This is a genomic window from Kordia periserrulae (assembly GCF_003054265.1).
Taxonomy (GTDB): Bacteria; Bacteroidota; Bacteroidia; order Flavobacteriales; family Flavobacteriaceae; genus Kordia; species Kordia periserrulae.
This window is the reverse complement of sequence record NZ_QBKT01000001.1, coordinates 127,366-152,350: the sequence shown is the minus strand read 5'-3', so window position 1 is coordinate 152,350 and position 24,985 is coordinate 127,366. Positions and strand designations below refer to the sequence as shown.

The window sequence follows — 24,985 nt, the reverse complement described above, 5'->3', positions numbered from 1 at the left end:
ATTAGGGTTTTAGAATACTAATGGTGAGGTTTTTAAATAAAAAAATCCTTAAAGTAGAAACTATCTTTAAGGTATTAATTTAAAAATCACATATCATGAAAAAAAAGAACCTAAAACACCACGGACTTAGTTTAAACAAAAGCGTTATTTCAAACTTTTCTACAGCAAAATTAAAAGGAGGAACGCTGGTACGTACATTTTCGTGTTTTGCAGATGCTGACACCAATTGCGGCGCGTTGACAGGAACCTGCCAAACAGCTTTAGGATGTCCATACACAGAAGATTGTGCGCCTACAGAATTATGTATTCCATCCATATCTTGCGAGCCAAACGGTATTTGCTAAATGTTAAATACGGTTTTCGTGTACTATTAGTGTGGCGTATACAAGGATAAGTCGCTGTATTTTAAGTATATTCTTAGCGTAACTTTAAAATAAAAGTCATGAAAAAAAAGAATTTTAAACAAAGTAGCTTATCATTAAACAAGAACTTAATCTCAAACTTTAAAACACAAGGAATCTCTGGTGGAGGAACAGAATCATGCATACAAGATGCAAATACGTTGTGTTATTCTGCAGCGTGTACAGTTGGCTGTGGAACCAACCAAAACTGCGGCACTATAGGATGTCCTACACAAGGATTTGAATGCGAACGTACTTTTTCTTGTGATCCAGGGATTTGCTAAAACAATTATGCCCACAATAATCAAAAGGTCATTAGTTTTTCTAATGACCTTTTTTAAGTTTCTTCTTCTGAGAATGCTTAGCTTAAAATAGTTGAAGCGCTACAACCGATGATTTGCGGAAGTCTACATTTCAAAAATTCAAATCTGCATTTGAGCAACTGATTGTGCACTCAAAACATATTCAAATGTATATTTACATCAAAACAAAAAATAAGAGCTTATCACAAGTGAAACGAAGTAGGGCAGTAATCAACTTCAACAACTAGTTTTTAAAAAGAAAGCATGAGTAACTTTCTAAGAGAAAAAGATTTCATCGTATGATGGAGTCTTTTTTGTTTGTGTAGTGAAATAACTGAGAGTTTGAATTGAAAACAAAATACAAATTAAAAAAGTACTTTTAACCAGCAACCAGCAACCAGCAACCAGCAACCAGCAACCAGCAACGAATAACAAATAACGAATAACAAAATTTAAAATGTAAAACTCAAAATCTAAAATGAAAAAGTATCTTTAACAGCCAACAGCCAACAGCCAACAGCCAACAGCCAACAGCCAACAGCCAACAGCCAAAAAGCGCCAGCGACCTAACACCCAAAACCCAAAACCTAAAAATACCTACTTAAAACAAACAGGAATAATTTCACCTTCCATCAAACAATAGCGTTCAATTTCTTCGGGAGTGAAATTTGCAGTGTAATCCTCTTCTTTTACGGTAAATCCGACGTTGCGAAGTTTGTCAAAAAAGTCCAATCCATACACACGTACATGATCGTATTGACCGAAAATTTTCGTGCGTTCTTTTTTATCGGTGACCGAATCGTCTTCAAACGTAGTTTCGCGCTCCAAATCTTGTGGAATTTGCAAAATCGCCATACCACCTGGTTTTAGGACGCGATACAATTCTTGCATAGCTTTAGTATCATCAGGAATATGTTCCAACACGTGATTGCATAAAATCGTATCAAAAGCATCATCTTCAAAAGGCAAATTGCAAATATCAGCTTTCACATCTGCAAGCGGCGAATACAAATCGGTCGTCGTATAATCTAAGTTCTCCTGATTGCGAAAACGCTTATAAAAGGCTTGTTCAGGTGCAAAGTGCAGTACTTTTTGTGGTTTGGTAAAAAAGTCCGTTTCGTTTTGTAAATACAACCATAACAATCGATGGCGTTCTAACGAGAACGTACTGGGCGACAAGGCATTTTCGCGATTAATAGCATATCCATACGATAAAAACGTTCGAAAACTTTTGCCATCAATTGGATCAGTATAACTGTTTCCTTTTAATACAAATGTGATGATAGGACGAATCCAATAACTCATTTTAATTAAAAATGGTCGCGGAATCGTATTTAATATGTATTTAAAAAGTGTTCTCACCAATGTATTTGCTAGCTACGCTTGTCTGAATTCGTCTTCTTCATTACTTTCAATGCCCAACGCTTCATAAATATATTTGAAGGTAGACAACAATTCAGGTTTTCCGTTGACTAAGGCTACATCGTGTTCAAAATGTGCACTTGGTTTTCCGTCTTTCGTCAACACAGTCCAGCCATCACGTAAAAACTTAATTTCTTTTACGCCCATATTAATCATCGGTTCAATGGCAACAACCATACCTTCAATAAATTTCTTTCCACGTCCACGACGTCCGTAGTTTGGCATGTTAGGGTCTTCGTGCATTTTACGTCCCAATCCGTGACCTACCAAATCACGAACCACACCATATCCGTGTGCTTCACAGTGCTTTTGAATGGCAAAACCAACATCGCCTACGCGATTTCCAGCTTTGAACTCGCGGATACCTACATACAAAGATTCTTTTGTAACTGTTAATAGCTTTTCCATTTCGGGAGCAATTTCGCCGACAGGAAACGTGTAGGCATGATCGCCGTAGAATTCATTCTTAATTGCGCCACAATCGATGGAAATAATATCACCTTCTTGCAACGGTTCGTTGTTTGGAATTCCGTGAACGACTTGTGCATTTGGGCTCATACACAGCGTATTTGGAAAATCGTATAAGCCTAAAAATCCAGGAATCGCACCATGATCGCGGATAAATTCTTCCGCCAATTTATCTAAATATAACGAAGTTACGCCAGGTTTAATTTCGCTGGCCAACATTCCTAACGTTTTGGAGACAATCAACGCACTTTCGCGCATCAATTCAATTTCTTCTCGTGTTTTTGGTATAATCATCTCTTCAGAAAGGAAAACAATCCTTTTTTCTTTGTTAATTTTTCGTCTGGTGATTCGTTTGTAAGGATTTGATATACTTTTCCCCAACCAATAAATCCACCAATATTTCTATCGTCAATAAAATAGTCAGCGTTGATTTTTCTACTTACTTTTCCATCAAATACTTCTTCAGGATAACTGCTATTTACCGCATAAAATTCAATACCATTATCAGCACAGAATTGAACAGCTTCTTCCAATTTTCTACCGCTTCTGTAGGTCCATAAAATAAGCCGATGTCCATCTTGCTGCAAGCGTTTCATAGTTTCAAATGCAAAAATTTTGGGCGATCCAATTTTAGGATACCCATCATCAACAATAGTACCGTCAAAATCAATAGCAATCAGTAAGCTTTCTTTCACAATCATTCCACTTCCATTTTGTGCCTGCAAAGCTACAAAGAATTACCAACTATTCAGCATAGATGTGGGTATAGTCTTCGCCAGATAAAATACTCAGCATGTCTTTTTCTAAAGAAGTTACAGGCGACTCCACAATACGATTGATTTCTTTTCCGTCTTTGTAAAAGATAAATGTTGGCACGTTGGTGATGTTCAATCCTTCTTCTAAATTTTCAGGAGTCGTTTTGTCTTCATCAACTGTGATTAATGTGATGATGTCATTACTGATGTTCATTTTGTCCAAAATTTTGTAAAACTGCGGCACTTCGCGTTGACTGTCTTCGCACCAAGTTCCCATAAAAATTTTCACGCTTACATCTGTCATCAACGGTTGTACTTTTTCTGCAGTTTCTTTATCTACAGGATAGGTTGCGTACGTAGGCGCAAACCAACTGTCGTACGGTTCGGAAGAAATGGCTTCGCGCGTTTGCGTACCTACAATAATTGGCAATGCTTCTTCTTCTTCGTTAATCACTTCTTTGGTGATTTCAATTTCTTTTTTGTCTTCGGTATTTTCTGTCGAATTTGTCTTTTTTCCGTCTTTACACGCAAAAAATACAAGTGCGATTAGGATATAGCTTAATTTTTTCATGAACATTTATTTAATAAGTTTTTCAATATCAACTGTTAAAAGTGCGTATGCACCTAATAGTTTGGATTTTACGTCTACATCAAAAGCATCTGCAAGGGAATAGTCGAAAATTAATTCTAAACCTAAAATATTTGCAAAATCAGTTCCCATTCCAAAATTTAAACTGAAAAGCCCATTTTTATAAGCTTCTTTTACATCGATACCTCCATCAGAAGTTTCCGCAGTAGTGAGCATCGAATAGCGCAATCCTGATTTTAGATAAAAACCTTGATTATAACTTCCGTTAACATCAAATTTTACTTTTGGACTAATACTTATAAAACTCAGTTTTACTCTTGGGACAATATCAATAGTCCGCTGCTCATAAGCAACGTCAGCAACAACACCAAAATGATTGTTTAATTGATAATTTCCGTATGCTCCTATATATAATCCCGCATATTCAGGAATGGAAAACGAACCATTTGAATTAAAGCTTGTGTTTCTATCAGTGAGCATTGAATATACATTTGTCCCTACAGAAACTCCATAGGAAAGATTTTCTTGAGCTTTAACATGTAAACAACATAAAAAAGCAGTAATAATTAAAAGTTTTTGCGTCATTAAATAAGCGATTTTTGTGTCATTAATTTAGGTTGTGGAATTCCAATCATTTGTAAGATGGTCGGTGCAATGTCGCCCAAAACACCATCGTGTACCTGTTTGATGTCTTCATCGACCAAAATAATTGGCACAGGATTGGTTGTGTGCGCGGTGTTTGGACTTCCGTCAGGATTGATCATCGTATCGCAATTTCCATGGTCGGCAATCACAATGGTGCTATACCCGTGCTTTTGTGCCGTTTCTATGATGGCTTTTGCACAAGTATCAACTACTTCACAGGCTTTTACGGCAGCTTGAAAGTCGCCCGTATGACCCACCATATCTGGATTGGCAAAGTTTAAACAAACAAAATCTGCCACTTCTTTTTTCAACTCAGGAATAATTTTATCGCGAATTTCGTATGCGCTCATTTCGGGTTTTAAATCGTACGTAGCTACTTTTGGTGATGGACATAAAATGCGTTCTTCTCCTTCAAACGGTGTTTCTTGTCCGCCATTAAAGAAAAACGTCACATGCGGATATTTTTCAGTTTCCGCAATACGAATTTGTTTTTTTCCATGTTTTGCCAATACTTCTCCAAGTGTGTCCTTGATGTTTTCTTTGTTGAATACGACATGAATTCCTTCAAAAGAAGCATCGTAATTGGTCATCGTTACGTAATACAACGGCAGTTTTTTCATGCCAAATTCTGGAAAGTCTTTTTGCGATAAGGCTTCTGTCAATTGACGCCCGCGATCGGTTCTAAAATTAAAAAAGATCACCACGTCATCAGCTTGAATCTTTGCAATTGGTTGTCCATTTTCATCTGTCATTACAATCGGTTTGATGAACTCGTCCGTGACACCAACATCGTAACTTTCTTGAATGCTTTGTGTGGCGTTGGAACTCAGTTTTCCTTGTCCGTGAACGAGCGCGTTGTATGCCAATTGTACACGTTCCCAACGTTTGTCACGGTCCATCGCATAATAGCGTCCTGTAACAGTTGCGAGTTTGGCAGTTGCTTTTTGGCAGAATGCTTCTGTTTGCGCAATAAAACCTTTCCCAGATTTCGGATCGACATCTCTACCATCGGTAAAAGCATGTATAAACACATTGTCCAAATCATAACTGTGCGTAATTTGTACCAAACCTTCTAAATGTTTGATGTGCGAATGCACACCACCATCGGAAACAAGTCCTAATAAGTGAACAGCTTTGTTGCGTTCTTTGGCGTGTTGCAAGGCATTTTTTAGAACCACTTCGTCCTTTAAAGTGCTATTTTGAATGGCTAAATTAATTTTAGCTAAATCTTGATATACAATGCGTCCTGCACCCAAATTCATGTGTCCAACTTCACTATTTCCCATTTGACCATCAGGCAAACCTACATTCATGCCGTCGGTCAATAAATTGGCATTTGGATAGTTCGTGTATAAACTATTGATAAACGGAACATTGGCGTTGGCAATGGCAGAAACTTTTGGATCGGGCGATTTTCCCCATCCGTCTAAAATCATTAAAATGACTTTCTTATTCATGCGATATAATTTTTTAAAAAAATAAAAATAAGTGTAATTGTGTACATAACACAATGCAAACCTAAAAAACGCGGTTTTTTTGTATGGGATTATCAAATTCACAGTAAAAGACTGTTTTTTCTGTAAAAGCGTCAAAAAAAAATTATTAAACAATTCTTAAGAATCTCTGTATAAAATCTTAATGTGATTTAAGAAATTAAGAGCGTCTTAACAGATTTGATAGCAAATAGTTAAGGAAGTGTTATAATTGAATTTTTGTTGCAACATTTTTTGAGAAGTGTCGTCTATTTGGTGTGACCAGTTTTGAAAAGGTCATGTAATCATCAATTAAAAAACAACAACATTATGAGAAAAACAATCTTTATGATGGCTCTTATAGTAGGAGCATCATTCACTACGGCTAACGCAACTGAAAAGAACACCGAATCAACTGAAACGTACAAAGTAAAAGTAACAAATGTTACTAAAGTCAATTCGTTTTGTATTGCGATTGCAAAAGGCGATTTTGAAACGGTAAAGAAAATGATTCAATTTGGCGAGAATGTCAACAAAATATCCAATGGAAAAACACCGTTAATGTATGCAGCTCGTTTTAACCGAGTTGAAATTATCAAATTATTATTAGAAAATGGTGCTAAAGTAGATATTAAGGATAATCAAGGACACACTGCTGTCGATTATGCCAAAATTTCAAAAGCATTGGACGCAAAGAAAGTATTGGAGAACGCTTCAAAATAATCACTAAATTAGTTCACATTAAAAAGCCGTTTCTGAGAGGAAACGGCTTTTTTTAGATTATTATTTTATGGTTGTTCTGGCCATTTTTGGCATCGAATGGCTCCATAGCACATAGTGATTTGTACGGTTTCTTCAGGACATGCATTTGTCCATCTAACAGGATATCCTCCTTTTACAGCATCCGCATTTAAAAGGCTTACTTGTTTCTTGTTTAATCGTAATTGATTTACTTTTTTCTTCATGATTATAAAATTAAAAAGGTTAATGGGCAGAATATACTGAGAAAAACACGCAATCAATTACAGTTTCACCACCGTTTTGGTAGTGGTTTTTGGGATTAATTGAGAAACAAGAATCAAGAATCAAGAGTCAAGAGTCAAGACGAATTGACAAATCGACGAAAAACAAAAAACAAAAAAACAAAAAGCGAAGCGACCCAACACCCAACACTTAACACCTAGCATCAAACACCCAAAAAAAATCACTGATACTCTTCAATTACTTCTTTGATTTTCTGAATTCTATTTTCAGGATCGGGATGTGTACTTTGAAACTCAGGAACTCTGTTAGGTCCTACGGCAGCTTTCAAGATTTTCATCACTTCAATCATAGCTTCAGGGTCATAACCTGCATAAATCATCAATGCTACGCCAAGTTTGTCACTTTCCAATTCATCTTCACGTCCATTTTTTAGTAATTTTTGTTGTCCGATGCTTCCGACCATATTTCCCATATCAGCACCAACAGAAGCGCCTGTAGTGACCGTTTGCCAAAAATCAGATTCTGCAATGCGCTCCGCAGAATGTCTTCCCAACACATGACCAATTTCATGACCGAGAACGCCTGCCAATTGTGCATCATCGAGTTTGCTGTAAAGTGCATTTGTGATAAAAATTTGTCCGCCAGGCAATGCAAAGGCGTTTATAGAACGATTGTCCGCCAACAAATGAAATTCAAATTGATAGCCCGATTCTTTTGCCATGCTCATGTTTACCAGTTTTTCACCAATCATATCTACCCGTGCTTGCGCGCCAGCATCAGGATACAAACCGCCATATTGTCGCGCCATGGCTTCTCTATTTTGAAACCCAAGCGCAATTTCTTCTTCGGTGGTCATACTGATGGTTTGTGTGCGACCTGTATATTCGTTCATTTCACGATTGGCACATTTTTTAAAAAAAGCAAAAGCGACAATGGCGAGTCCAATCAACAATCTGATTTTTACATTAGTTCCTCTCATAATTCTGTCAATACGATGCGTTTCTTAAAAGTACAAAACCTACGATAAAAGTTCAGGATTGATGTCCAAAATATTTTCGTTTATATACGAATGGATAAAAGCTTCGCTGAAATGCGTACTGCCCATCAATTTTTCTTTTTGTAGCATGGTTTTGATGTCTAATTCTCGATACGCTTTTAGCATTGGTTTGGAAAGTGGTGCATAACTGTAGTGCCACGGCTCATATTTAAACCCTTTTCGGTCGTGTTTGTCAGTGTAAACAATATAAAAACCGAAGGAGTTTGCGTTTTTTTCTAACCATTCACGCAATTTGCAAAACGGTCCGTCACCGTGAAATTTTTTTGGAACCAACGCATCGCCACTGTACGTTGCATTCGCATCAATAATGTCAATATCAGTTGCCCAATGGTGTCTGGAAGTTCCTGGAATGGTAGAATATGCAATGATTTTTTTAATCGCTTTTTCAGGCGATAATCCTTGTGTTGTGTAACGTTTGTACTTGCGTTCCCAAATACGATTTTGATGCGCATAATTGCGGTAACTTGACACTACATGAATATAAAAACCATCTTTTGCAGCCGCAGCGCGCATGTTTACAAATGCATCATAGGCTTCTTTTCGCAACGAAAAACCATCGCCAAAAACGGTCGGATTTCCTTTGCCAATCAATTCTTCAGTAGGTAATTGTGGTTGCTGAAACGCGAAACTGGGAAGGCTATGTAAAGCCACTGCGCCCAATCCTAAGAGTTTTGTGAAATCTTTTCTATTCAAGTGAAAGCGATTTTAATAAGTTATCAAACGAAAGATAGTAAATTTTTGAAGTTCCGTTGCTTCCATCATTTAGAATTGCTTTCAATTTTTCCATACTCAGGTTTTTATATGCAGGTTGAATCGTACTTTTTTCGCTGGTAAAGAAGAAATATTTTTTATCAAACGTAACAAACGGACAGTAATCAATTTGATTGGAATTAACGAAATTTCCTAAGTGAATTGCGTCTTGCCAAACAGCATTTTTGCGAAAGCTAATGTACAAATCACCACGACCCAAACTTCCTTTTCTACCGTACGAACCAAAAATAATAAAGGATTCATCGGGACTCACATACGCATTGTATTCATACGTTTTTGTATTGACGCCAGTACCTAAACTTACAGGTGTTTGATAGCTTCCGTCTTTAAATTCACTTTTGTAAATATCTTCCTTTCCCTTTGCGTCAGGTCGTTCAGCAGTAAAATAAATAGCGCCGTCATTTGTGATAGAAGGATAATATTCGTTTTGGTCTGAATTGATAGTTTCGGGTAATCGTGTCGGATGTTTCCAAACACCATTTTCTTTGGTAACAAACCAAATGTCATAATCTTTCTTAGGCGTTTTTTCAACATTAATAGGACGTTTAGAAGCAAAAAATAACTTCTTCCCGTCAGGAGAAAAAGCTGGTTCAATATCGTGGTAGTTTCCAGAAAACGAAGCAATCGAAAAAGCGGTCCATTGTCCGTTTACTTTTTTGGAAGTTAAAATGGTTCGAAATGCATTTTTAGGCGCGTCAAGCGTGAAGAAAATTTCATCATACTTGGGCGAAATGGCAATATCACGTAGATTGATATTTTTAAATTCAGGAAGTTCTATAAAAATTTTGGCTGTTGCTGAATTGTTTTCAAAGGCAATGTTTGGTGAATTTTGCGCACACAATTGCAGACTCGTCCACAAGAGGATAAAGACGATTTTTTTCATAAAAAATATTTTTGATTGATGATTGTTGTTGAAAAAGTACGCTTTTTACTGCTGTAGAAGCGTTAAAAAGGCGTTAATATTCATTCCAACGATTTTATCATCACAAAATGCAGTCCTATTTTTGGAATGGTAAAAGGTGTTCCGTGTTTTTCATAGCCTAATTTTTCATAAAATCGTACCGCTATTTCGCGTGCGTTCATCCAAATAAACATTCCGCCACGAGCGAGAATCATTTGTTCTGCTTTTTTTACTAGTGCATCACCAATGCCGCGTTTTTGAAAATTGGTCAACACCGCCATGCCACGCAGTTGATACTGATGTTTACGGTTAATTTCTGCGTGATTGTTTTTCATCAAGGTAACGACGCCTACAAGTTGCTCGTTTGTGTAATATCCTAAATGGAAAGTCGTGGGCAAATCATCGCCAGCAAAATGGCAAGATTCAATCGGTTTTCCTTCTCGCAACACAGGATGGCGCACTTCAAAAGCAGTTGTTGCGGTAATTTCTTTAATGGTGTAATTGGAAGTTTCCATAGTCACAAAATTGATACAAATACTCAAAAGTATCACTAATTTGGGAGTTGTGTTTTGTAGAAATGAATTAATTTTGAACAAAAAAGAATTCGTATGCAAATTACGTTTAAATCACTTTCCAAAGAAGAAGCGTCCATTATTTTGCCGTATTTGGATATTATGAATCAACAAAAGGTTCCAATGGATATATTACAAGCACGTTTTGAAGAAATGTTGTCTCAAAATTATGAAGCCTTTGCTATTTACGACCACGATCAACTCATTGGTTGTTTCGGATTGTGGAGCATGACGCGTCATTATTGTGGAAAAAGTTTAGAGCCAGACCATGTGTATATTGAAGATGCCTACAGAAGTAAAGGAATTGGTGCCACATTGTTTCAATGGATTGAAGCTTACGGAAAAGAAAAAGGTGTGACTACGATTGAACTCAATACGTATATCGAAAACTTTCCATCGCATAAATTCTATTATAATCAGGGATTTGTGGCGCGCGGCTATCATTTTTTAAAAAAAATCTAAAAAAACATTTGGAAATAGAAGTCATATTTTTCTATATTTGCATCCGCTAATGCGAGAGTAGCTCAGTTGGTAGAGCGTCAGCCTTCCAAGCTGAATGTCGCCGGTTCGAACCCGGTCTCTCGCTCCACCAAAGCCGATTCAGTCCGAATCGGCTTTTTTTATGGAAATATAATTTCTGAACCTGTTTCCAGTTCGTACGGTGTTTTATCTTGCTCAAAAATACGTGCGCTGTGTGGGCCTTCCAATCGAATGTTATCACCTTTTACGCGAATCCAGCTACCTTCTCTAATTCCGACTACAGGAAGCGTGTTGAATTTGTGAAACTCTTTAATGCGTGTTTCACGAGTTTCGCCCATGTGCGTACTGCCTTCCATCGGATCTAAATAATGCGGATTGATGTTAAAAGGAATCACGCCCAAGGTTTTAAAACTTGGCGGATAAATAATTGGCATGTCATTGGTCGTTTGCATGGTAAGTCCGCAAATATTACTTCCTGCACTTGTTCCAAAATACGGTGTGCCATTAAAAATAGCTTCTCGTAGCGGTTGCATTACTTCATTCGCATACAATTGTGAAACTAATAAAAAGGTATTTCCGCCACCTGTAAAAAGTCCTTTGGCATTGGCAATGGCTTGTGCGGGATTTTCAAACGTATGTACACCGCGTACATTTTTTCCAATAGAATTAAAAGGTTTACTTACGGCAGCGGTATATTCGTCATGTGTAATTCCGCCTGGACGCGCGTATGGGATAAATAAAATTTCTTCCGTATCTTTATAAAACAAGGAAAGTTTGTCAAGTAAATAGCTTAATGGCGCACTTCCGTGAACGGTAGATGTGCTGGCAATGATGAGGTTTTTCATGAAAAATCAATTCTATGTGTAAAAATAATCATTAAAAGCTTTTAACAAAAGTTTAATGTCTGTTGACATTTTTTTAAGTACAAAAAGTAAGTTCTTTATATAATTAAAAATTGAAACTATTTAACCAATAATACCAATTGCTATGAAACTAAAATTACTTCTGTTTTCACTTTTGATTTCTACCATAATGCTTGCGCAAGATGCAGAACGCAAAATTTTACGCGGTGCTGTGGTATACAGAGATGTAAAAGTGCCCAATGTGAATATTATCAACAATACGACGAGTACAGGAACCACAACCAATCAAAAAGGAGAATTTGAAATTTTAGCTAAAAAAGATGATATTTTGATTTTTTCTTCGGTTCAATATACCATAAAAGAAATTGTAATTACTGACAAAATCATAGAAAACAATCGCTTGGTCGTAGAAGTGAAGGATAAAGTAGAGGAGTTGGACGAAGTAGTGATAAGTCCAGAAAATAAAGATAAGTTTCTTGATTTTCAAGAAGAGCAAATCGTCAAGTACCAAGATTATCAATTTGCGGACGACCGTTATTCGCAAGTTCGAAACGAAGCGATGGGACAGGCAGAATTTCGCGGTGCCAATATTATAGGTTTGGTGGGAATGTTAGTGAATGCCATTTTTAAAGGAAAAGGGAAAAAGAAAGAAAAGGCAAAGCCGATTTACGAGCGTACAAGCTTTAACGAAATTCGCAATCGTTATGAGGATGAATTTTTCACGGAAAACTTAGGCATTCCAAAAGAGAACATTAGCGCTTTTCTATATTATTGTGACGACCAAATGCCTTCGGAAGATATCTTTTTAGAGAAAAACGAATTTTTAATGATTGATTTCATGGTGAAACATAGCAAAGAATATCTCAAATCAATTGCTACAACTAAAAATTAAATCACTTCCTATTCAAAATTTCTACAATTGGAATGCTTTTTGGATATCTTTGTGGCAGACCTAAAATGTCGTTTAACTTTATGAAACTACAGAGATTTCTTCTATTCTTTTTGATAGTTCCGTTCTTCGGATTTACCACCTTGCATAAATTTTATGTAAGCGTTACCAATATTGAATACAGCGAAACAAACAAAGCATTACAAATAACCACGCGAATCTTTATCGATGATTTTCAGCGTGTGTTAAAAGAACGGTATGACTTGCAAGAAGAATTGACTACCGAAAAAAATGTTGCGGAAGTAGAAAATCTTATGCAAAAATATTTGACCAAAAAAATTAAAATTTGGGTGAATGGAGAAGCAAAATCATTCAATTTTATCGGAAAAAAATACGAAGACGATGTTACGGTTTGCTATCTAGAAATTGTAGCGATTGATTCGGTACAATCGCTCACCATTGAAAACGGATTGCTTTACGAAATAGAAGAAGATCAACAGAATTTGGTACACGTAAAAATCAATAATTCGCGCAAAAGCTTACTACTTGTGAGGCAAAACGATAAAGGTTTGTTAAAATTTTAACAAAAACTTTTTAAAATAGTTATTTTTAGGGCTTCAAAACCACAAACCTATTTTAAAAACCTAATGAAACGAATACATTTCTACATCTTAGCGTTCCTATTTATAGGCGCAAATCTTGCTGTAGCGCAGGAAACAGAAGATAAAAAGCCGCAGGGACATACCAACAACAATAAATTTAGACAGCTGTATCAAGAGTTTGCAACGCCAAATATGTACAGAACAGCTTCTGGAGCTCCTGGAAAGGCATACTACCAACAGCAAGCCGATTACGAAATGGAAATTGAGCTTGATGACAAAAATCAAAAATTATACGGAGTCGAAACCATTACATACACCAACAATTCCCCTGACGATTTAGCCTATCTTTGGGTACAATTAGATCAAAACATCCGTGCTAAAAATTCGCAAGCAAAATTAAAAAATGGCGGAAGCTTTCCGCGTTTGCAAAGAGCGTCTACATTTGTAGGAAGTTATGTTGCTGATCCGTTTGATGGTGGTTTTAATATTGATTATGTAAAAAATGACAAAGGAAGACCAATGTCGTTTACCATCAACGAAACTATGATGCGAATTGACTTGCCAACACCATTAAAGTCTGGCGATAAAGTATCATTCTCTATTAAATGGTGGTACAATATCAACAATCACGTTACGAAAAGAGGTCGTTCAGGATATGAGTTCTTTCCAAAAGATGGAAACTATGCGTATGTCATTGCACAATTCTTTCCACGTATGGCAGTATATAATGATGTAGAAGGATGGCAAAACTATCAATTTTGGGGAAATGGTGAATTTGCCTTACCATTTGGGAATTACAATGTAAAAATTACGGTGCCTGCCGATCATGTTTTAGATGCTACAGGAAAACTGCAAAACAGAAAGAAAGTCTACTCAAAAGAAATGATGCAACGTTACGAACGCGCGCTAGAATCCTATGATGAGCCCGTAATTATTGTAACACAAGATGAAGTAGAAAAAGCAGAAAAAAACTTTTCAAATAAAAAGAAAACGTGGGAATTTTATGCGGAAAATGTGCGCGACTTTGCCTTTGCGACTTCGCGTAAATTTATTTGGGACATGCAAGCGGTAGATATCAACGGAAAGCGAGTGATGGCAGTTTCTATGTATCCAAAAGAAGGAAATCCACTTTGGGAAAAATATTCTACAAAAGCAGTAGCAAGTACCTTAAAAACCTATTCAAAACACACGTTTGATTATCCATATCACAAAGCGATTTCTGTACACGCTAAAAATCAAGGAATGGAATATCCGATGATTTGTTGGAATTACGGACGTCCAAGCGAAGATGGAACGTATTCTGAGCGTGTAAAATTTGGGATGATTAGTGTAATTATTCACGAGGTTGGACATAACTTTTTCCCTATGATTGTCAACTCTGACGAGCGTCAATGGGGATGGATGGATGAAGGTTTAGACACCTTTATGCAGTACTTAGCGGAGCAAGAATTCGCGAAAGCGCATCCAGAATCGGTTGCATCTTCTGGTGGAAAATATCCGTCGCGTAGAGGAGAAGCTTCTAAAATTGTACCGTACATGAAAGGGAGTCAAGATCGTTTATCGCCAATCATGTCCAATCCTGAAAACGTATATCAATTAGGACCAAATGCCTATGGAAAACCAGCAACAGGATTGAATATTTTACGTGAAACTATCATGGGACACGAAGCGTTTGACCATGCTTTTAAAACCTACGCACAGCGCTGGATGTTTAAACATCCAACTCCAGAAGACTTCTTTAGAACAATGGAAGATGCTTCAGGATATGACTTGGATTGGTTTTGGCGTGGATGGTTTTACACCACAGATTTCGTAGATATCGGAATTGAAAGCGTAAAGAAATACCAAGTTGGTTCGCGTTCCATTAGAAATCAAAGTGTGGTGTATTTTATTCCTGAAGACAATGAAAATTATAATAAAGAAAACGAAGGAAAGTCGTTAGTCGATATGGAAGAAAACGCTCCGTTAAAGGAATATTTGATGGACAATTTCACAGCAGCAGAGAGAGCCGCTATGGGCAATCCTAAATATTTCTATGAAATTGCGTTCAACAAGCCTGGCGGTTTGGTAATGCCAATTATTTTTGAATGTACGTACGCAGACGGTTCCAAAGAAATGATGCGTTATCCTGTACAAATCTGGAGAAAAAATGACAATCAAGCGACAGTAGTGGTTGCATCAGAAAAAGAATTGGTAGGTATTCAATTAGATCCAAAATTAGAAACTGCGGATATTGATACCACCAACAATTCATGGCCAAAAGAAGAAGGTCAGTCAGACTTTAACAAGTTCAAAGAAAACAAAATGAAACAATAACAACCGTTTCAACAATCATACAAAAGCCAGCGTTATTGCTGGCTTTTTTTGTAGGTGCAAATTGCAAATATCAAAATATGGCAACGTTGCAAAAGAAAAAAGATTAAACAAGTTCCTCATACTATTCTATTAACTTGATTATATTTGTATATTAATTTGAACAACGTATGGTATTATTCATAAGTGGTGGAGAAATTTTTGTAATCATGTTGATTGTGGTGATGGTATTTGGTGCGGATAAAATTCCTGAAATTGCGCGTGGTTTGGGAAAAGGAATGCGTCAACTAAAAGATGCGACCAACGAAATAAAGCATGAAATTCAAAAAAGTGCAGAAGACAACGGAATAGATACTGACATTACTGGCGATGTTCAAAATGAAATCAATAAAGTAAAAGAAGATATAGAAGACATGTCAGGACCGATCAAAAGGCAATTTTAATGCTCGATGAACTATTGATATATGATAAAGAACTTCTCATTTACCTAAATAATTTAGGGAATTCACAATTTAAAACTTTCTGGCTTTTTGTAACCAAATTCATTTATTGGGTTCCGATATTGGTGCTTGTTTTTTATAAAATCTACCAAAAATTCCCCAAAAAACAGGCGCGACTCATCATAGGTTATGGAATTGTTATTCTTCTTTTTTCCTTGCTCATTGTGGAAGTCATTAAAATAGGTGTAGAGCGTATGCGACCATGCAACGATGCTACCGTAGCGCCATTTTTAAACATTATCATTCAGCCAAAAAATTACAGTTTCTTCTCAGGGCATGCTACGGTTTCGGTAGCGTTGACAAGCTTTCTCTTTTTAATGTTGCACAACACACTTCCGTGGATAAAACTCTTGGTTATATGGCCGTTGCTTTTCATGTACAGCCGCTTGTACTTTGGCGTGCATTATCCGTCGGACATCCTTACGGGAATTATAGTAGGTATTTTGATTGGAATTGCATTTCATCGAATTTGCAATGCACGCATAGTAAAATTACGAATTTATTAATATATTCGTTAAAATTTTAACCAATCAACAATTAAGCATGAAAAATCTTAACCTAAGACTAGCCGTACTTGTGGCGGCTTTTAGTGTCATTTCTTGTTCAAACGATCCTGCAATCGAAACCTTAGAAGAAGAAAACAGTGTAGTAACGCTACAAAAAACACCGCTAACACCAACACAAATCAATGCCAAAATCAACGAAACCGTTTCCAGTCGCGAACGATTTGAGTGGACAAACATGGACGCACATACAATATGGAGTGCTACCGTTCATGGCGATCAAATCCTAACGATTGGTTATGGAAATGACGACAATGATTTCAACAAAGAAAACTCAAATGCTGAAAGCATTAAAAATCGACTTCTACAACGCATTGCAACGGTAGAAGCTAACGGACAAAAAACAATCAAAGATTTTCTCATAGAAGAAGATAGTCAACTCAACATCATTGATGTAAAAATTGAAGACTTAGAAACGGTTATCGATTTGCTATCTCAAAAAGGAATTCGTTACATTGAACCAACAGGGTATCGTTACTTAGACCATGAAGTTACGGCAAAATCTGGAGCAGGTTGCGGATACGAGTCTGAAACATTAAACTCCGCAGATTATACAACCGTTGCGCCAGGGGCAAAAGTGCCGTGGACGTTTTACAAGCACAATATTCCAGCCGCTTGGAGTTACAGCACAGGTTCAGGAGTAGGTATTGGTGTGATTGATACTGGATTGACACCAAACAATTCTTTGATGAATGGAAGTTTTAACGACGGATATTCTTCGGGAAGATATGTTCAAAAATATGGCACCTTTGTTGATTCAATTTGGCCATGGTCCACTAGAACAGATGGTCCAAATGACAAATGTGGACACGGAACAAGCATGACGGCAGTAGCTGCCGCGCCTAGAAATAACGACGGAATGCCAGTCGGAGTTGCATATAATTCAAATTTAATTAGCTATCGTGGAACAAAAAATGTACTTTTAGACGGTTATCACGAACAAAAAGGGGTAGCAAACGCTCTTACAGCTTTAGGAAACAGAAGCGATGTAAAGGTAATTTCGATGTCTATTGGACATATCATTTCGGTAGGAAGAATCAAAGATGCAGTACGATATGCAAACAATAGAGGAAAATTAATCTTCGCAGCGGGTGGAACTTCCACAACTTTCACTAACTTTGTAGGAGTGATATTTCCTGCATGGATGGATGAAACGGTTGCTGTAACAGGAGTAACCGATGCAAGTTACTACAAAGAATGCGATATTTGCCACAAAGGAAGCGATATTGATTTTACCGTAGTAATGCAACGTCATGGTAACGGAAGTAGAACAACGCCAGTACTAAGCTATTACAACGGACAAACAGATTATGTTGGAGGTTCGTCAGTAGCAACGGCAACAACAGCAGGAATCGCGGCTTTAGTATGGTCTAGACATCCAGGCTGGTCAAAAACACAGGTATTAAACAGATTGAAACAATCTGCAGATTTCTATCCATACAAAAACTCACAATATGGATATGGAAATATAGACGCATTGCAGGCAGTTCAGTAGAACAGTTGGCATATTTAGTTTAGTAAATAGGGAGAAACTCTCGTCGTAATGGCGAGAGTTTTTTTATGTGTTGAACTAAAATTTTGAGGAATTTAAGAGGTTGATGTAGATGATTTGAAATATAAAAACATCATCATCAACAAATCATGAATCGCATTTGTTATAGCTTTACAATTTTCTTAGTCATGGAATGCTTTTGATGGTATATTTTTAAAAAATAAACACCACTTTGCAATCGTGAAACATCTAATTGTTCCATGTTACTTGTACTGTTGAGTACAGATTGTCCATTAGTATTTATAATTTCAACTTTGGTAATTGGCGTTACACTAGTTAGGTATAAAATATCTTTTACTGGATTTGGATAGATGGTCAATTCAAGAAATTCATTTTGCGTTACAGACAATGTTGAAAAATCAACTGATGAAGAACCAGAAACACCAGTTCCGTTTGGGTCTACTCTATTGGAATACATGGCAGAACCATCATCTTCCATATCGGCAGACATAAAACTTTTTAACGGAGTAACCGTTGCTGCCAATGATGAGTTATTTTCTAAAATATACATTGTTCCTGAAGTTGGCGCACCATTTACTTGAATCGTTACCATGTTGGTAGTGGTTCCGGAAGACGGTGCTGCTATGGAAATTGGACTTCCTAAGGTTTCTGTAATCAAATATCCATCAATAGAACTGTCGCCAACATCACTTCCATTAAAAAATGTAGCACTGGCACCATTTCCCAAAGAAGAAGTGATACTTGCGGTCACTCCATCTGGAATAATGATGGTAAAGCCATAACTCTGAATGGAAGTGGCAAAGGTATTTGTACTAGTGTTTGGAACAGCTCCAATAGTATAGCTGTACCCTCCATTATCAATCAATGTATAGGTATAACCATCTTGCGCGTGTAATTGTACTGTAAAGAATGATACAATTAAAATATAAATAGCTGTTATTTTTTGAATTTTCATTGTTGTAGGTATTTTAGGATTAATCATTGTTTTCTGGTAATTGTTCTTCAATTTGATACGTGCTGAAATTGAGGAAATTTGAAGGATGTGCTAATACATTTTGCAAAATAAACGGCGTATCAGGATCGGTACCGGAGTATTGCACTGTTCCGTCCAAATCAATATCATTCACATTATATCCATTGATGGCGTATGTTGGAAAGTTTAAGAAATTTCCAGAATCGTTCAATACTTCCGAAAGAATGGTTGGCGTATCAGGATCGGTTCCTGAGTATTGCACTACTGAATCTTCGTTGGTATTTCCACTCCACATTGCGAATGTATCTGTGGGCATTCCAAAGGTAGTTTGTGCATTGCTTCCATAGGTGATTTCATTGGTAGCATCTGTAAAATTAATCGTTGTAGCTCCATTTTTTAAAGAAATTGGACTCGATGTCATAATTGCCAAATGATTTCGGTGTTTGACTACGACGTAATAATCATCTGGAGCAACTCCATCAAAGGTTAAAGGTGTAGCCAAATCATCAGTATTAGCAACAACATCTCCGTCGCGTTGCAGCACAGCAGATTGTCCAGCGATAAACAGTGTATCTATACTTTTATGGCGTAATTCTACCCAAACCCAATCTACCATACTATCAGAACCGTTATCGGTAAGTGTTATGGATTGAGGAACAGTAATACTATCCGAATAAGGCGAAGTGGTATTTAGCAAAGAACCTGCTCGTAAATCGTCGCGCATTAAGCTTTCTTCTCCTGTATTTGGATTGAGTAACGCACCTTGCAAGAATACATCAATATCTACAATTACATAATCGCACGAGGTTTCAGTAAAGCTTACATCTGCATCTATATTTGTCCAGTTGGTAGTGCTATAATCTACATCGTCTACTAAAATACAATACAGGTCATTTGAATTTACAGAAAATGTGCTAATATTTGTGTTGTTTCCATTTTGAACATTCAAAGATGTCAAGACATTATTTGAAACTCTCAATTCATTTAACACTGAAAGGTTTGACAAGTCAAGTGAAGTAATGAAGTTGTTTTCTGCACGAAGCCTTGTAATTGCTGGATTGTTTGACACATCAAGTTCTGTAAGTAGATTGTTGTCAATTTGAAGAATACTTAAATTGGGTTGATTGCTAAAATCAAGACTTGTTATATTGTTGTATTCTATTCTCACATCTTCTAATAACGGATTGTTGGTCATGTCTAATGACGTTAAGCTGTTATTCAGTGCCCAGATTTTCTCCAGATTTATCAAATTAGAAATATCAAGACTTGATAAGTTGTTGCCTCTGATAAATAACTCTTGTAACGCTGTAAAGTCTTCCAAACCTGTAGCATCAGCAATGTTTTGATTGTTTACGTTTAATGAGGTAATGCTTTCAATTAAAAGGGTTGGTACTTGTCCATCTCCAGAAATATTATCATAGCCAAGCGCTTCAAGTGCCGCCTCAAAATTAGCATCAGGTATTAAAGTATATTCTGTATAGCAAAAGGCATCATTAAAAGATGTTTGCGCGTCAATATTTGTCCAGTTGGTAGTACTGTAGGTGGCGTCATCTACTAGAACACATTCAAGATTTGGATTGCTTATCGCAGTGAATTGTGTAACATTCGTATTGTTGCCGTTTTTAAAATTTAGCGAACTTAAATCATTATAATTAGCATTAAATTCTATAATATTTGGGTGATTTGATACATCAAGTTCTGTAAATCCATTGTTATTAAAGATGAATGTTTCTAATAATAGATTATTGCTTATGTCAATAGTTGTGAAGTTGTTAAAATCAATTCGTAAATATTCTAATTGCGTGTTTGCAGATATATCTAGAGAAGCGATTTGATTATTATTCAGGTCTAAACTTTTTAAGTTAGTTTGATTAGATACATCCAAATTGGTCAAAAGGTTGTTTCCAATATTCAAACTTTCAAGCGATACAAAGTCTTCAATACCTGTTAAATCTGCAATCGCATTATCATCTACACTTAAAAAGGTAATGGTATCAATCAAATTGGTAGGGACTTGTCCATCTCCAGAAATATCATCGTAACCCAGTGTTTCAAGAGCCGCTTCAAAATTACTGTCTGGAATAGCGGTATAATTGCCGCAATACACTTCTGAAAAAACAACACCACTATCAATAGAAGTCCAATTGGTCGTGCTATATGCGGCATCATCTACCAATATACAAGTTAAATTATTTGCCGTAACGGTAAACGTACTAATGTTGCTATTGTTTCCGTTTTGAACATTCAAATCAGTCATACCATTATCATTGGCTCTAAATTCATTTAATACTGTATTGTTTGTTAAATCTAAACTTGTAACACTATTTGAATTCAATCGAAGTCGCACAAGTAGTGGATTGTTAGATACATCAAGCGCTGTTAAACTGTTAACATTGATTTGTAAAATTTGCAAGTTTGGTTGATTGCTCAAATCGATTGATGTCAATTCGTTGTTTTCAACTCTAATATCGTCAAGCAATACGTTGGTGCTGAAATCCAAACTTGTAAGGTCATTTCCAGTCGCCCAAATTTGGTCAAGATTTACTAAAGTACTTGTGTTAATTGTAGTGAGGGAATTGCTAGAAACAATCAATGATTCCAGTGCTGTAAAATCTTCAATTCCAGTTAAATCAGTAATGCCTGAGCTACTTACATTTAACGAAGTTAGCACTTCAATCAACGCTGTCGGCACTTGTCCGTCACCTGAAATATCATCATAGCCCAACGCATCTAGTGCCGCTTCAAAATTAGCATCTGGAATAGTCGTATATTCTTCATAACAAATAACTTCATTAAAAAATGTTTGCGAGTCAACAATTGTCCAATTCGTAGTACTATACGCAGCATCATCTACCAATACACAGGTTAAATTAGGATTACCATTAATGGCAAAAGTAGTAATGGCTGTATTATTTCCATTTTGAACGTTTAAGCTTGTAAGTGCATTAGGGTTCAATCCAACGATGGTTAAGTTGGGATTATTGCTCAAATCGACGCTGGTGATGGAATTACTTGCTCCGTATAGTTCAGAGAGCTGCGTATTGTTAGAAACATCTAAACTCGTAATTGAATTTCGGGCGATACCTAAAGTGACTAGATTTGTATTATTACTGACATCGATGGCTGTTAAATTATTGTCTTGCGCACTCAAACTCGTTAAAGAAATATTAGTGCTTATATCGATGGCGCTCATTGTATTGTCACTGATGTCTAACGTTTGTAAACTCGTAAAATCTTCAATTCCTGTAATATCTGAGATGTTTTTATTAGATACATCTAAAGAAGTAAGTGTTTCAATCAAATAGGTTGGCACTTGTCCGTCGCCAGAAATATCATCGTAGCCTAACGCATCTAAAGCAGCTTCAAAGTTTGCATCGGGAATGGCAGTATAGCATAAATTTACAATAGTATATTGTCCCATATCTACAGCACATTCATCATTTCCCCATCGTACAAAAACATCGTAGGTTCCTGCTGCCAAACCTGTTACGGTACCTGAGCCTGTATTATCGCTATAATTGTACGGATACGTACTTCCACCATCTATACTAAATTCAATATTGGTTCTGGCATCATTATCAGGAAAAGCAAACGTAATTTCGCCTGAGTCGGTATCGCATACAGCATCTTGTGTGGTTATAGTAGCGTCAGGATATTCCATCACTGTCAGTATAGCGGCATTTGAATAGGTTTCCCCACAATCTGACTGAAACGCTATGCGATATTCGTATCCATTCAGACTAAACGGCGCATTGCTAATATTCATTGTCAATTGATTGGTATCTGAATAGGTGCTGTCATCACTCAAATCTACCCAACCGTTTCCATCATTGACTTGCCATTGCAATCCTGTGTAATCGTTTCCAGCCGCGGTAAAACTTGCAGCAGTGGTTTCACAAATTCGTTCATCACTCGGATTACTAGTTACTGTTGCTGTCAATTTAGAAAACGCATTGCCAACACCAACTGCGTAAAAAGCGTTTGTCACTTGTTGCTCTTGGGCAGAACATTCACCATACAAATCAATAGCTGCTTGAATCGCTGCTGTTCTTGCGTCTGCATAATCAGAAGTTGCGGTGAGATAATTATTTTGCATTTGCCACACAATGGCTGCAGCATCGTCCATTCCAATAGCAGTAACGCTGAATGAATCTCCTAAATCATTGGTGCCTGTTCCACCTTGTGAGAGTAGCCAAAACCAATAATTCAGCACGCCGCTATTGGTATGTACACCACAATAATCATTCGCACTACTTGGCGTACAAGATGAAACATCTGTCCAAAACGTTCCGCCATACGTATCAGGTTGTCCATACGTATTCGGACTAGACATAGAACGAATAGCGCCACCGCCATTTTCTTCGTTGATTAAGGAGAAATCCTTACTCAATCCGTTGTTGGTATTGGCATAATTTTCAATCACCATTGCCCAAATATCGGAGAGACTCTCGTTGAGCGCTCCTGATTCCAATTCGTAATCCAAGCTTGCCGTACTATTGGTAACTCCGTGACCAATTTCGTGTGAAACAACATCCAGCGAAGTAAATGGTGTATAAGCGCCCGAACCATCACCGTAAATCATATAACCCACATTGTCAGAAAGTGCGCCCCAAGCCGCATTGTTATAATTACTTCCATAATGCATAATCGACAGAATGGAAGCATTGGAGCCTTCATAACTATTTCGTCCATGTACATTTTTCCAATAATCATATACAAGTTCTGTTCCCCACTGTGTATCCAACGCATATTGGTCTTCGTTGCTGCTCATTTCTGCGGCTGTCCAATTGTTATCAGCATCTGTAAAATCGTATAAAGTGCTTTGAAGGTCGGTACTATTTCGTAGGTCTACGGTAAAAATTCCTGTTTTATAACCCAAACCCTGTGTGCTTAAATTCCAGTTGGTTCCCGTTGCTCTGCTAAAATCTTCTAAAATGTAGTTTGAGTTATCCAATTCCGTGTCAAATGTTTGCGAACCTGAATATACAGTTGCAGCAGTTCCGCTTGCGAAAGGAATTGATGTATGTGTATGTTCTTCATCGGTGGAAAAAGAGCTGTGATTTTCTTCCTCAAAACACTGAAACAAACGATTTTTATAGCGAAGTACTTTTCCAGAAGTAGCATCTACATACAAGGTTCCCATTTGCAACTCAGGATTGGAAGTACCCACATTTAAAGCATACGCCATGTGTATTGTTCCTGCTTTTCTGTTGGGAATGATGACTTTTTCAGGATTTGGTATGACGTTCGTTGCCAATTCCGTACCCGAAAACCAAAAAATATTTTGTGTTTTTAAAAATTGTTTCGCAGTTGTTTCCAGTTGACTTTTCGGTAAAAATGCTGAAGTTGACAGGCTACGCACAGGAAAATAGGCGCCATTATATGAAATCGTTTGTCCGTTTTGTTGGTGTACTTTAATCACTCCAAGTTCAACCTTAACACCATTATAATACTGCTGATACGTTAAGTGTACATTGTTAGCAGCATCTTTGTTTGAATGTTTTAGTCGAAATTCAGTTCCTGAAACTGGTTGTAAATCGTTGAATAAAATACTTAGTGGTGTCGATTTTTGTTGACTAGCGGAAACTTTGGTTAAGGGAATTTTTCCAAAAGAACCATCTTGCGCAGTTGCATTACTAAAAATAAGGCATACTAAGGTTAGTAAAATTGAATTCTTCATGTGTTAATCTTTCGTAGGTGTATAATTAATTTGATTTGTTTCTAAGCTCGTTTTCTATCTCTTCCAACTGGTGTAATTGGAGTTGCATTTCGTTCTTTCTTTTTTCTAACTCTTCAAGAGGTGTCAGTTGTTTTTTAGGAACTTTAAATATGTTTTTGAATAAACGTCGCATCATACATACGCTTCTTTTAATTAAAGCACGGTAAATGTATGCGACTCATGTATATTCTTAAAAAATGAAGAGGGTACACCGTAGGGGACAACTTTGTA

The 24,985-nt window shown here is 36.9% G+C and carries 24 protein-coding genes and 1 tRNA gene; 11 read left to right on the top strand and 14 right to left on the bottom strand.

Annotation, left to right across the window (positions count from 1 at the left end; genetic code table 11):
- The first annotated feature begins 95 nt into the window (after positions 1-95).
- The gene (locus tag C8N46_RS00700) at positions 96-344 is read left to right on the top strand and encodes a hypothetical protein (protein ID WP_108112934.1); all 249 of its coding nucleotides are present in this window, start codon (positions 96-98) and stop codon (positions 342-344) included.
- A gap of 98 nt (positions 345-442) precedes the next feature.
- On the top strand, positions 443-685 hold the full coding sequence (locus C8N46_RS00695) for a hypothetical protein (protein ID WP_108112933.1): 243 nt from the start codon (positions 443-445) through the stop codon (positions 683-685).
- A gap of 615 nt (positions 686-1,300) precedes the next feature.
- Here the strand turns inward: C8N46_RS00695 and C8N46_RS00685 are convergent.
- The 6 genes from C8N46_RS00685 to gpmI are packed head-to-tail and all read right to left on the bottom strand — an operon-like array spanning position 1,301 to position 6,039.
- Entirely contained in the window at positions 1,301-2,065 is a 765-nt protein-coding gene (locus C8N46_RS00685; RefSeq protein WP_108113568.1) for a class I SAM-dependent methyltransferase, read from the bottom strand.
- A gap of 15 nt (positions 2,066-2,080) precedes the next feature.
- Entirely contained in the window at positions 2,081-2,887 is an 807-nt protein-coding gene (gene map / locus C8N46_RS00680) for a type I methionyl aminopeptidase (protein ID WP_108112932.1), read from the bottom strand.
- Positions 2,884-3,294, bottom strand: coding sequence for a BT0820 family HAD-type phosphatase (locus C8N46_RS00675; RefSeq protein ID WP_108113567.1), 411 nt, complete (start codon positions 3,292-3,294; stop codon positions 2,884-2,886). The genes map and C8N46_RS00675 overlap by 4 nt, the downstream gene beginning before the upstream one ends.
- Positions 3,295-3,337: 43 nt before the next feature.
- Positions 3,338-3,919 carry a thioredoxin family protein gene (locus C8N46_RS00670; RefSeq protein WP_108113566.1) on the bottom strand — a complete coding sequence of 194 codons (582 nt, stop codon included), beginning with the start codon at positions 3,917-3,919 and terminating at the stop codon, positions 3,338-3,340.
- Between the two features lie 6 nt (positions 3,920-3,925).
- On the bottom strand, positions 3,926-4,522 hold the full coding sequence (locus tag C8N46_RS00665; RefSeq protein WP_108112931.1) for an outer membrane beta-barrel protein: 597 nt from the start codon (positions 4,520-4,522) through the stop codon (positions 3,926-3,928).
- Positions 4,522-6,039, bottom strand: coding sequence for a 2,3-bisphosphoglycerate-independent phosphoglycerate mutase (gpmI, locus tag C8N46_RS00660; protein WP_108112930.1), 1,518 nt, complete (start codon positions 6,037-6,039; stop codon positions 4,522-4,524). The genes C8N46_RS00665 and gpmI overlap by 1 nt, the downstream gene beginning before the upstream one ends.
- A gap of 345 nt (positions 6,040-6,384) precedes the next feature.
- Between gpmI and C8N46_RS00655 the strand changes: the two genes are divergently transcribed.
- Positions 6,385-6,777: an ankyrin repeat domain-containing protein gene (locus C8N46_RS00655; RefSeq protein WP_108112929.1), complete on the top strand. Its 393-nt coding sequence runs from the start codon at positions 6,385-6,387 to the stop codon at positions 6,775-6,777.
- Positions 6,778-6,842: 65 nt separating this feature from the next.
- Here C8N46_RS00655 and C8N46_RS20245 read toward each other — a convergent pair whose 3' ends face one another.
- The 5 genes from C8N46_RS20245 to C8N46_RS00635 form a co-directional block, all read right to left on the bottom strand.
- On the bottom strand, positions 6,843-7,019 hold the full coding sequence (locus C8N46_RS20245; protein WP_158269038.1) for a hypothetical protein: 177 nt from the start codon (positions 7,017-7,019) through the stop codon (positions 6,843-6,845).
- 239 nt (positions 7,020-7,258) lie between these two features.
- A complete protein-coding gene (locus tag C8N46_RS00650) occupies positions 7,259-8,017 on the bottom strand; it encodes a M48 family metalloprotease (protein WP_108112928.1) in 759 nt (252 codons plus the stop codon).
- Between the two features lie 39 nt (positions 8,018-8,056).
- Positions 8,057-8,788, bottom strand: a complete 732-nt coding sequence (locus tag C8N46_RS00645; protein ID WP_108112927.1) for a M15 family metallopeptidase — start codon at positions 8,786-8,788, stop codon at positions 8,057-8,059.
- Positions 8,781-9,749 (bottom strand): TolB family protein, encoded by a 969-nt coding sequence (locus C8N46_RS00640; protein ID WP_108112926.1) that lies wholly within the window; start codon positions 9,747-9,749, stop codon positions 8,781-8,783. Before C8N46_RS00640 ends, C8N46_RS00645 begins: the two co-directional genes overlap by 8 nt.
- An 80-nt stretch (positions 9,750-9,829) precedes the next feature.
- Positions 9,830-10,282 (bottom strand): GNAT family N-acetyltransferase, encoded by a 453-nt coding sequence (locus tag C8N46_RS00635; RefSeq protein ID WP_108112925.1) that lies wholly within the window; start codon positions 10,280-10,282, stop codon positions 9,830-9,832.
- Between the two features lie 93 nt (positions 10,283-10,375).
- On the opposite strand from C8N46_RS00635, the gene C8N46_RS00630 reads away from it, so the two are divergent.
- Together C8N46_RS00630 and C8N46_RS00625 are read left to right on the top strand one after the other, a co-directional pair.
- Positions 10,376-10,801: a GNAT family N-acetyltransferase gene (locus C8N46_RS00630; RefSeq protein ID WP_108112924.1), complete on the top strand. Its 426-nt coding sequence runs from the start codon at positions 10,376-10,378 to the stop codon at positions 10,799-10,801.
- 51 nt (positions 10,802-10,852) lie between these two features.
- A tRNA-Gly gene (locus tag C8N46_RS00625) sits at positions 10,853-10,928 on the top strand.
- A gap of 31 nt (positions 10,929-10,959) precedes the next feature.
- Here C8N46_RS00625 and pepE read toward each other — a convergent pair.
- A complete protein-coding gene (pepE, locus tag C8N46_RS00620) occupies positions 10,960-11,664 on the bottom strand; it encodes a dipeptidase PepE (protein ID WP_108112923.1) in 705 nt (234 codons plus the stop codon).
- Positions 11,665-11,806: 142 nt separating this feature from the next.
- Here pepE and C8N46_RS00615 point away from each other — a divergent pair, with 142 nt between their 5' ends.
- From C8N46_RS00615 to C8N46_RS00590, 6 genes are all read left to right on the top strand, one after another.
- Complete coding sequence (locus C8N46_RS00615; RefSeq protein ID WP_108112922.1) at positions 11,807-12,574, top strand: carboxypeptidase-like regulatory domain-containing protein; 768 nt, start codon at positions 11,807-11,809, stop codon at positions 12,572-12,574.
- Between the two features lie 80 nt (positions 12,575-12,654).
- Positions 12,655-13,155: a DUF6702 family protein gene (locus tag C8N46_RS00610; RefSeq protein ID WP_108112921.1), complete on the top strand. Its 501-nt coding sequence runs from the start codon at positions 12,655-12,657 to the stop codon at positions 13,153-13,155.
- Between the two features lie 63 nt (positions 13,156-13,218).
- Complete coding sequence (locus C8N46_RS00605) at positions 13,219-15,489, top strand: M1 family metallopeptidase (RefSeq protein ID WP_108112920.1); 2,271 nt, start codon at positions 13,219-13,221, stop codon at positions 15,487-15,489.
- 167 nt (positions 15,490-15,656) lie between these two features.
- On the top strand, positions 15,657-15,929 hold the full coding sequence (locus C8N46_RS00600) for a Sec-independent protein translocase subunit TatA/TatB (protein ID WP_108112919.1): 273 nt from the start codon (positions 15,657-15,659) through the stop codon (positions 15,927-15,929).
- On the top strand, positions 15,929-16,492 hold the full coding sequence (locus C8N46_RS00595) for a phosphatase PAP2 family protein (RefSeq protein ID WP_108112918.1): 564 nt from the start codon (positions 15,929-15,931) through the stop codon (positions 16,490-16,492). Before C8N46_RS00600 ends, C8N46_RS00595 begins: the two co-directional genes overlap by 1 nt.
- A 37-nt stretch (positions 16,493-16,529) precedes the next feature.
- Positions 16,530-18,044 (top strand): S8 family peptidase, encoded by a 1,515-nt coding sequence (locus C8N46_RS00590; protein ID WP_108112917.1) that lies wholly within the window; start codon positions 16,530-16,532, stop codon positions 18,042-18,044.
- A 160-nt stretch (positions 18,045-18,204) separates the two neighbouring features.
- Here C8N46_RS00590 and C8N46_RS00585 read toward each other — a convergent pair whose 3' ends face one another.
- Together C8N46_RS00585 and C8N46_RS00580 are read right to left on the bottom strand one after the other, a co-directional pair.
- The gene (locus C8N46_RS00585; protein ID WP_245896664.1) at positions 18,205-19,017 is read right to left on the bottom strand and encodes a T9SS type A sorting domain-containing protein; all 813 of its coding nucleotides are present in this window, start codon (positions 19,015-19,017) and stop codon (positions 18,205-18,207) included.
- A 19-nt stretch (positions 19,018-19,036) separates the two neighbouring features.
- Positions 19,037-24,715 carry a M4 family metallopeptidase gene (locus tag C8N46_RS00580; RefSeq protein ID WP_108112916.1) on the bottom strand — a complete coding sequence of 1,893 codons (5,679 nt, stop codon included), beginning with the start codon at positions 24,713-24,715 and terminating at the stop codon, positions 19,037-19,039.
- Between the last annotated feature and the right edge of the window lie 270 nt (positions 24,716-24,985).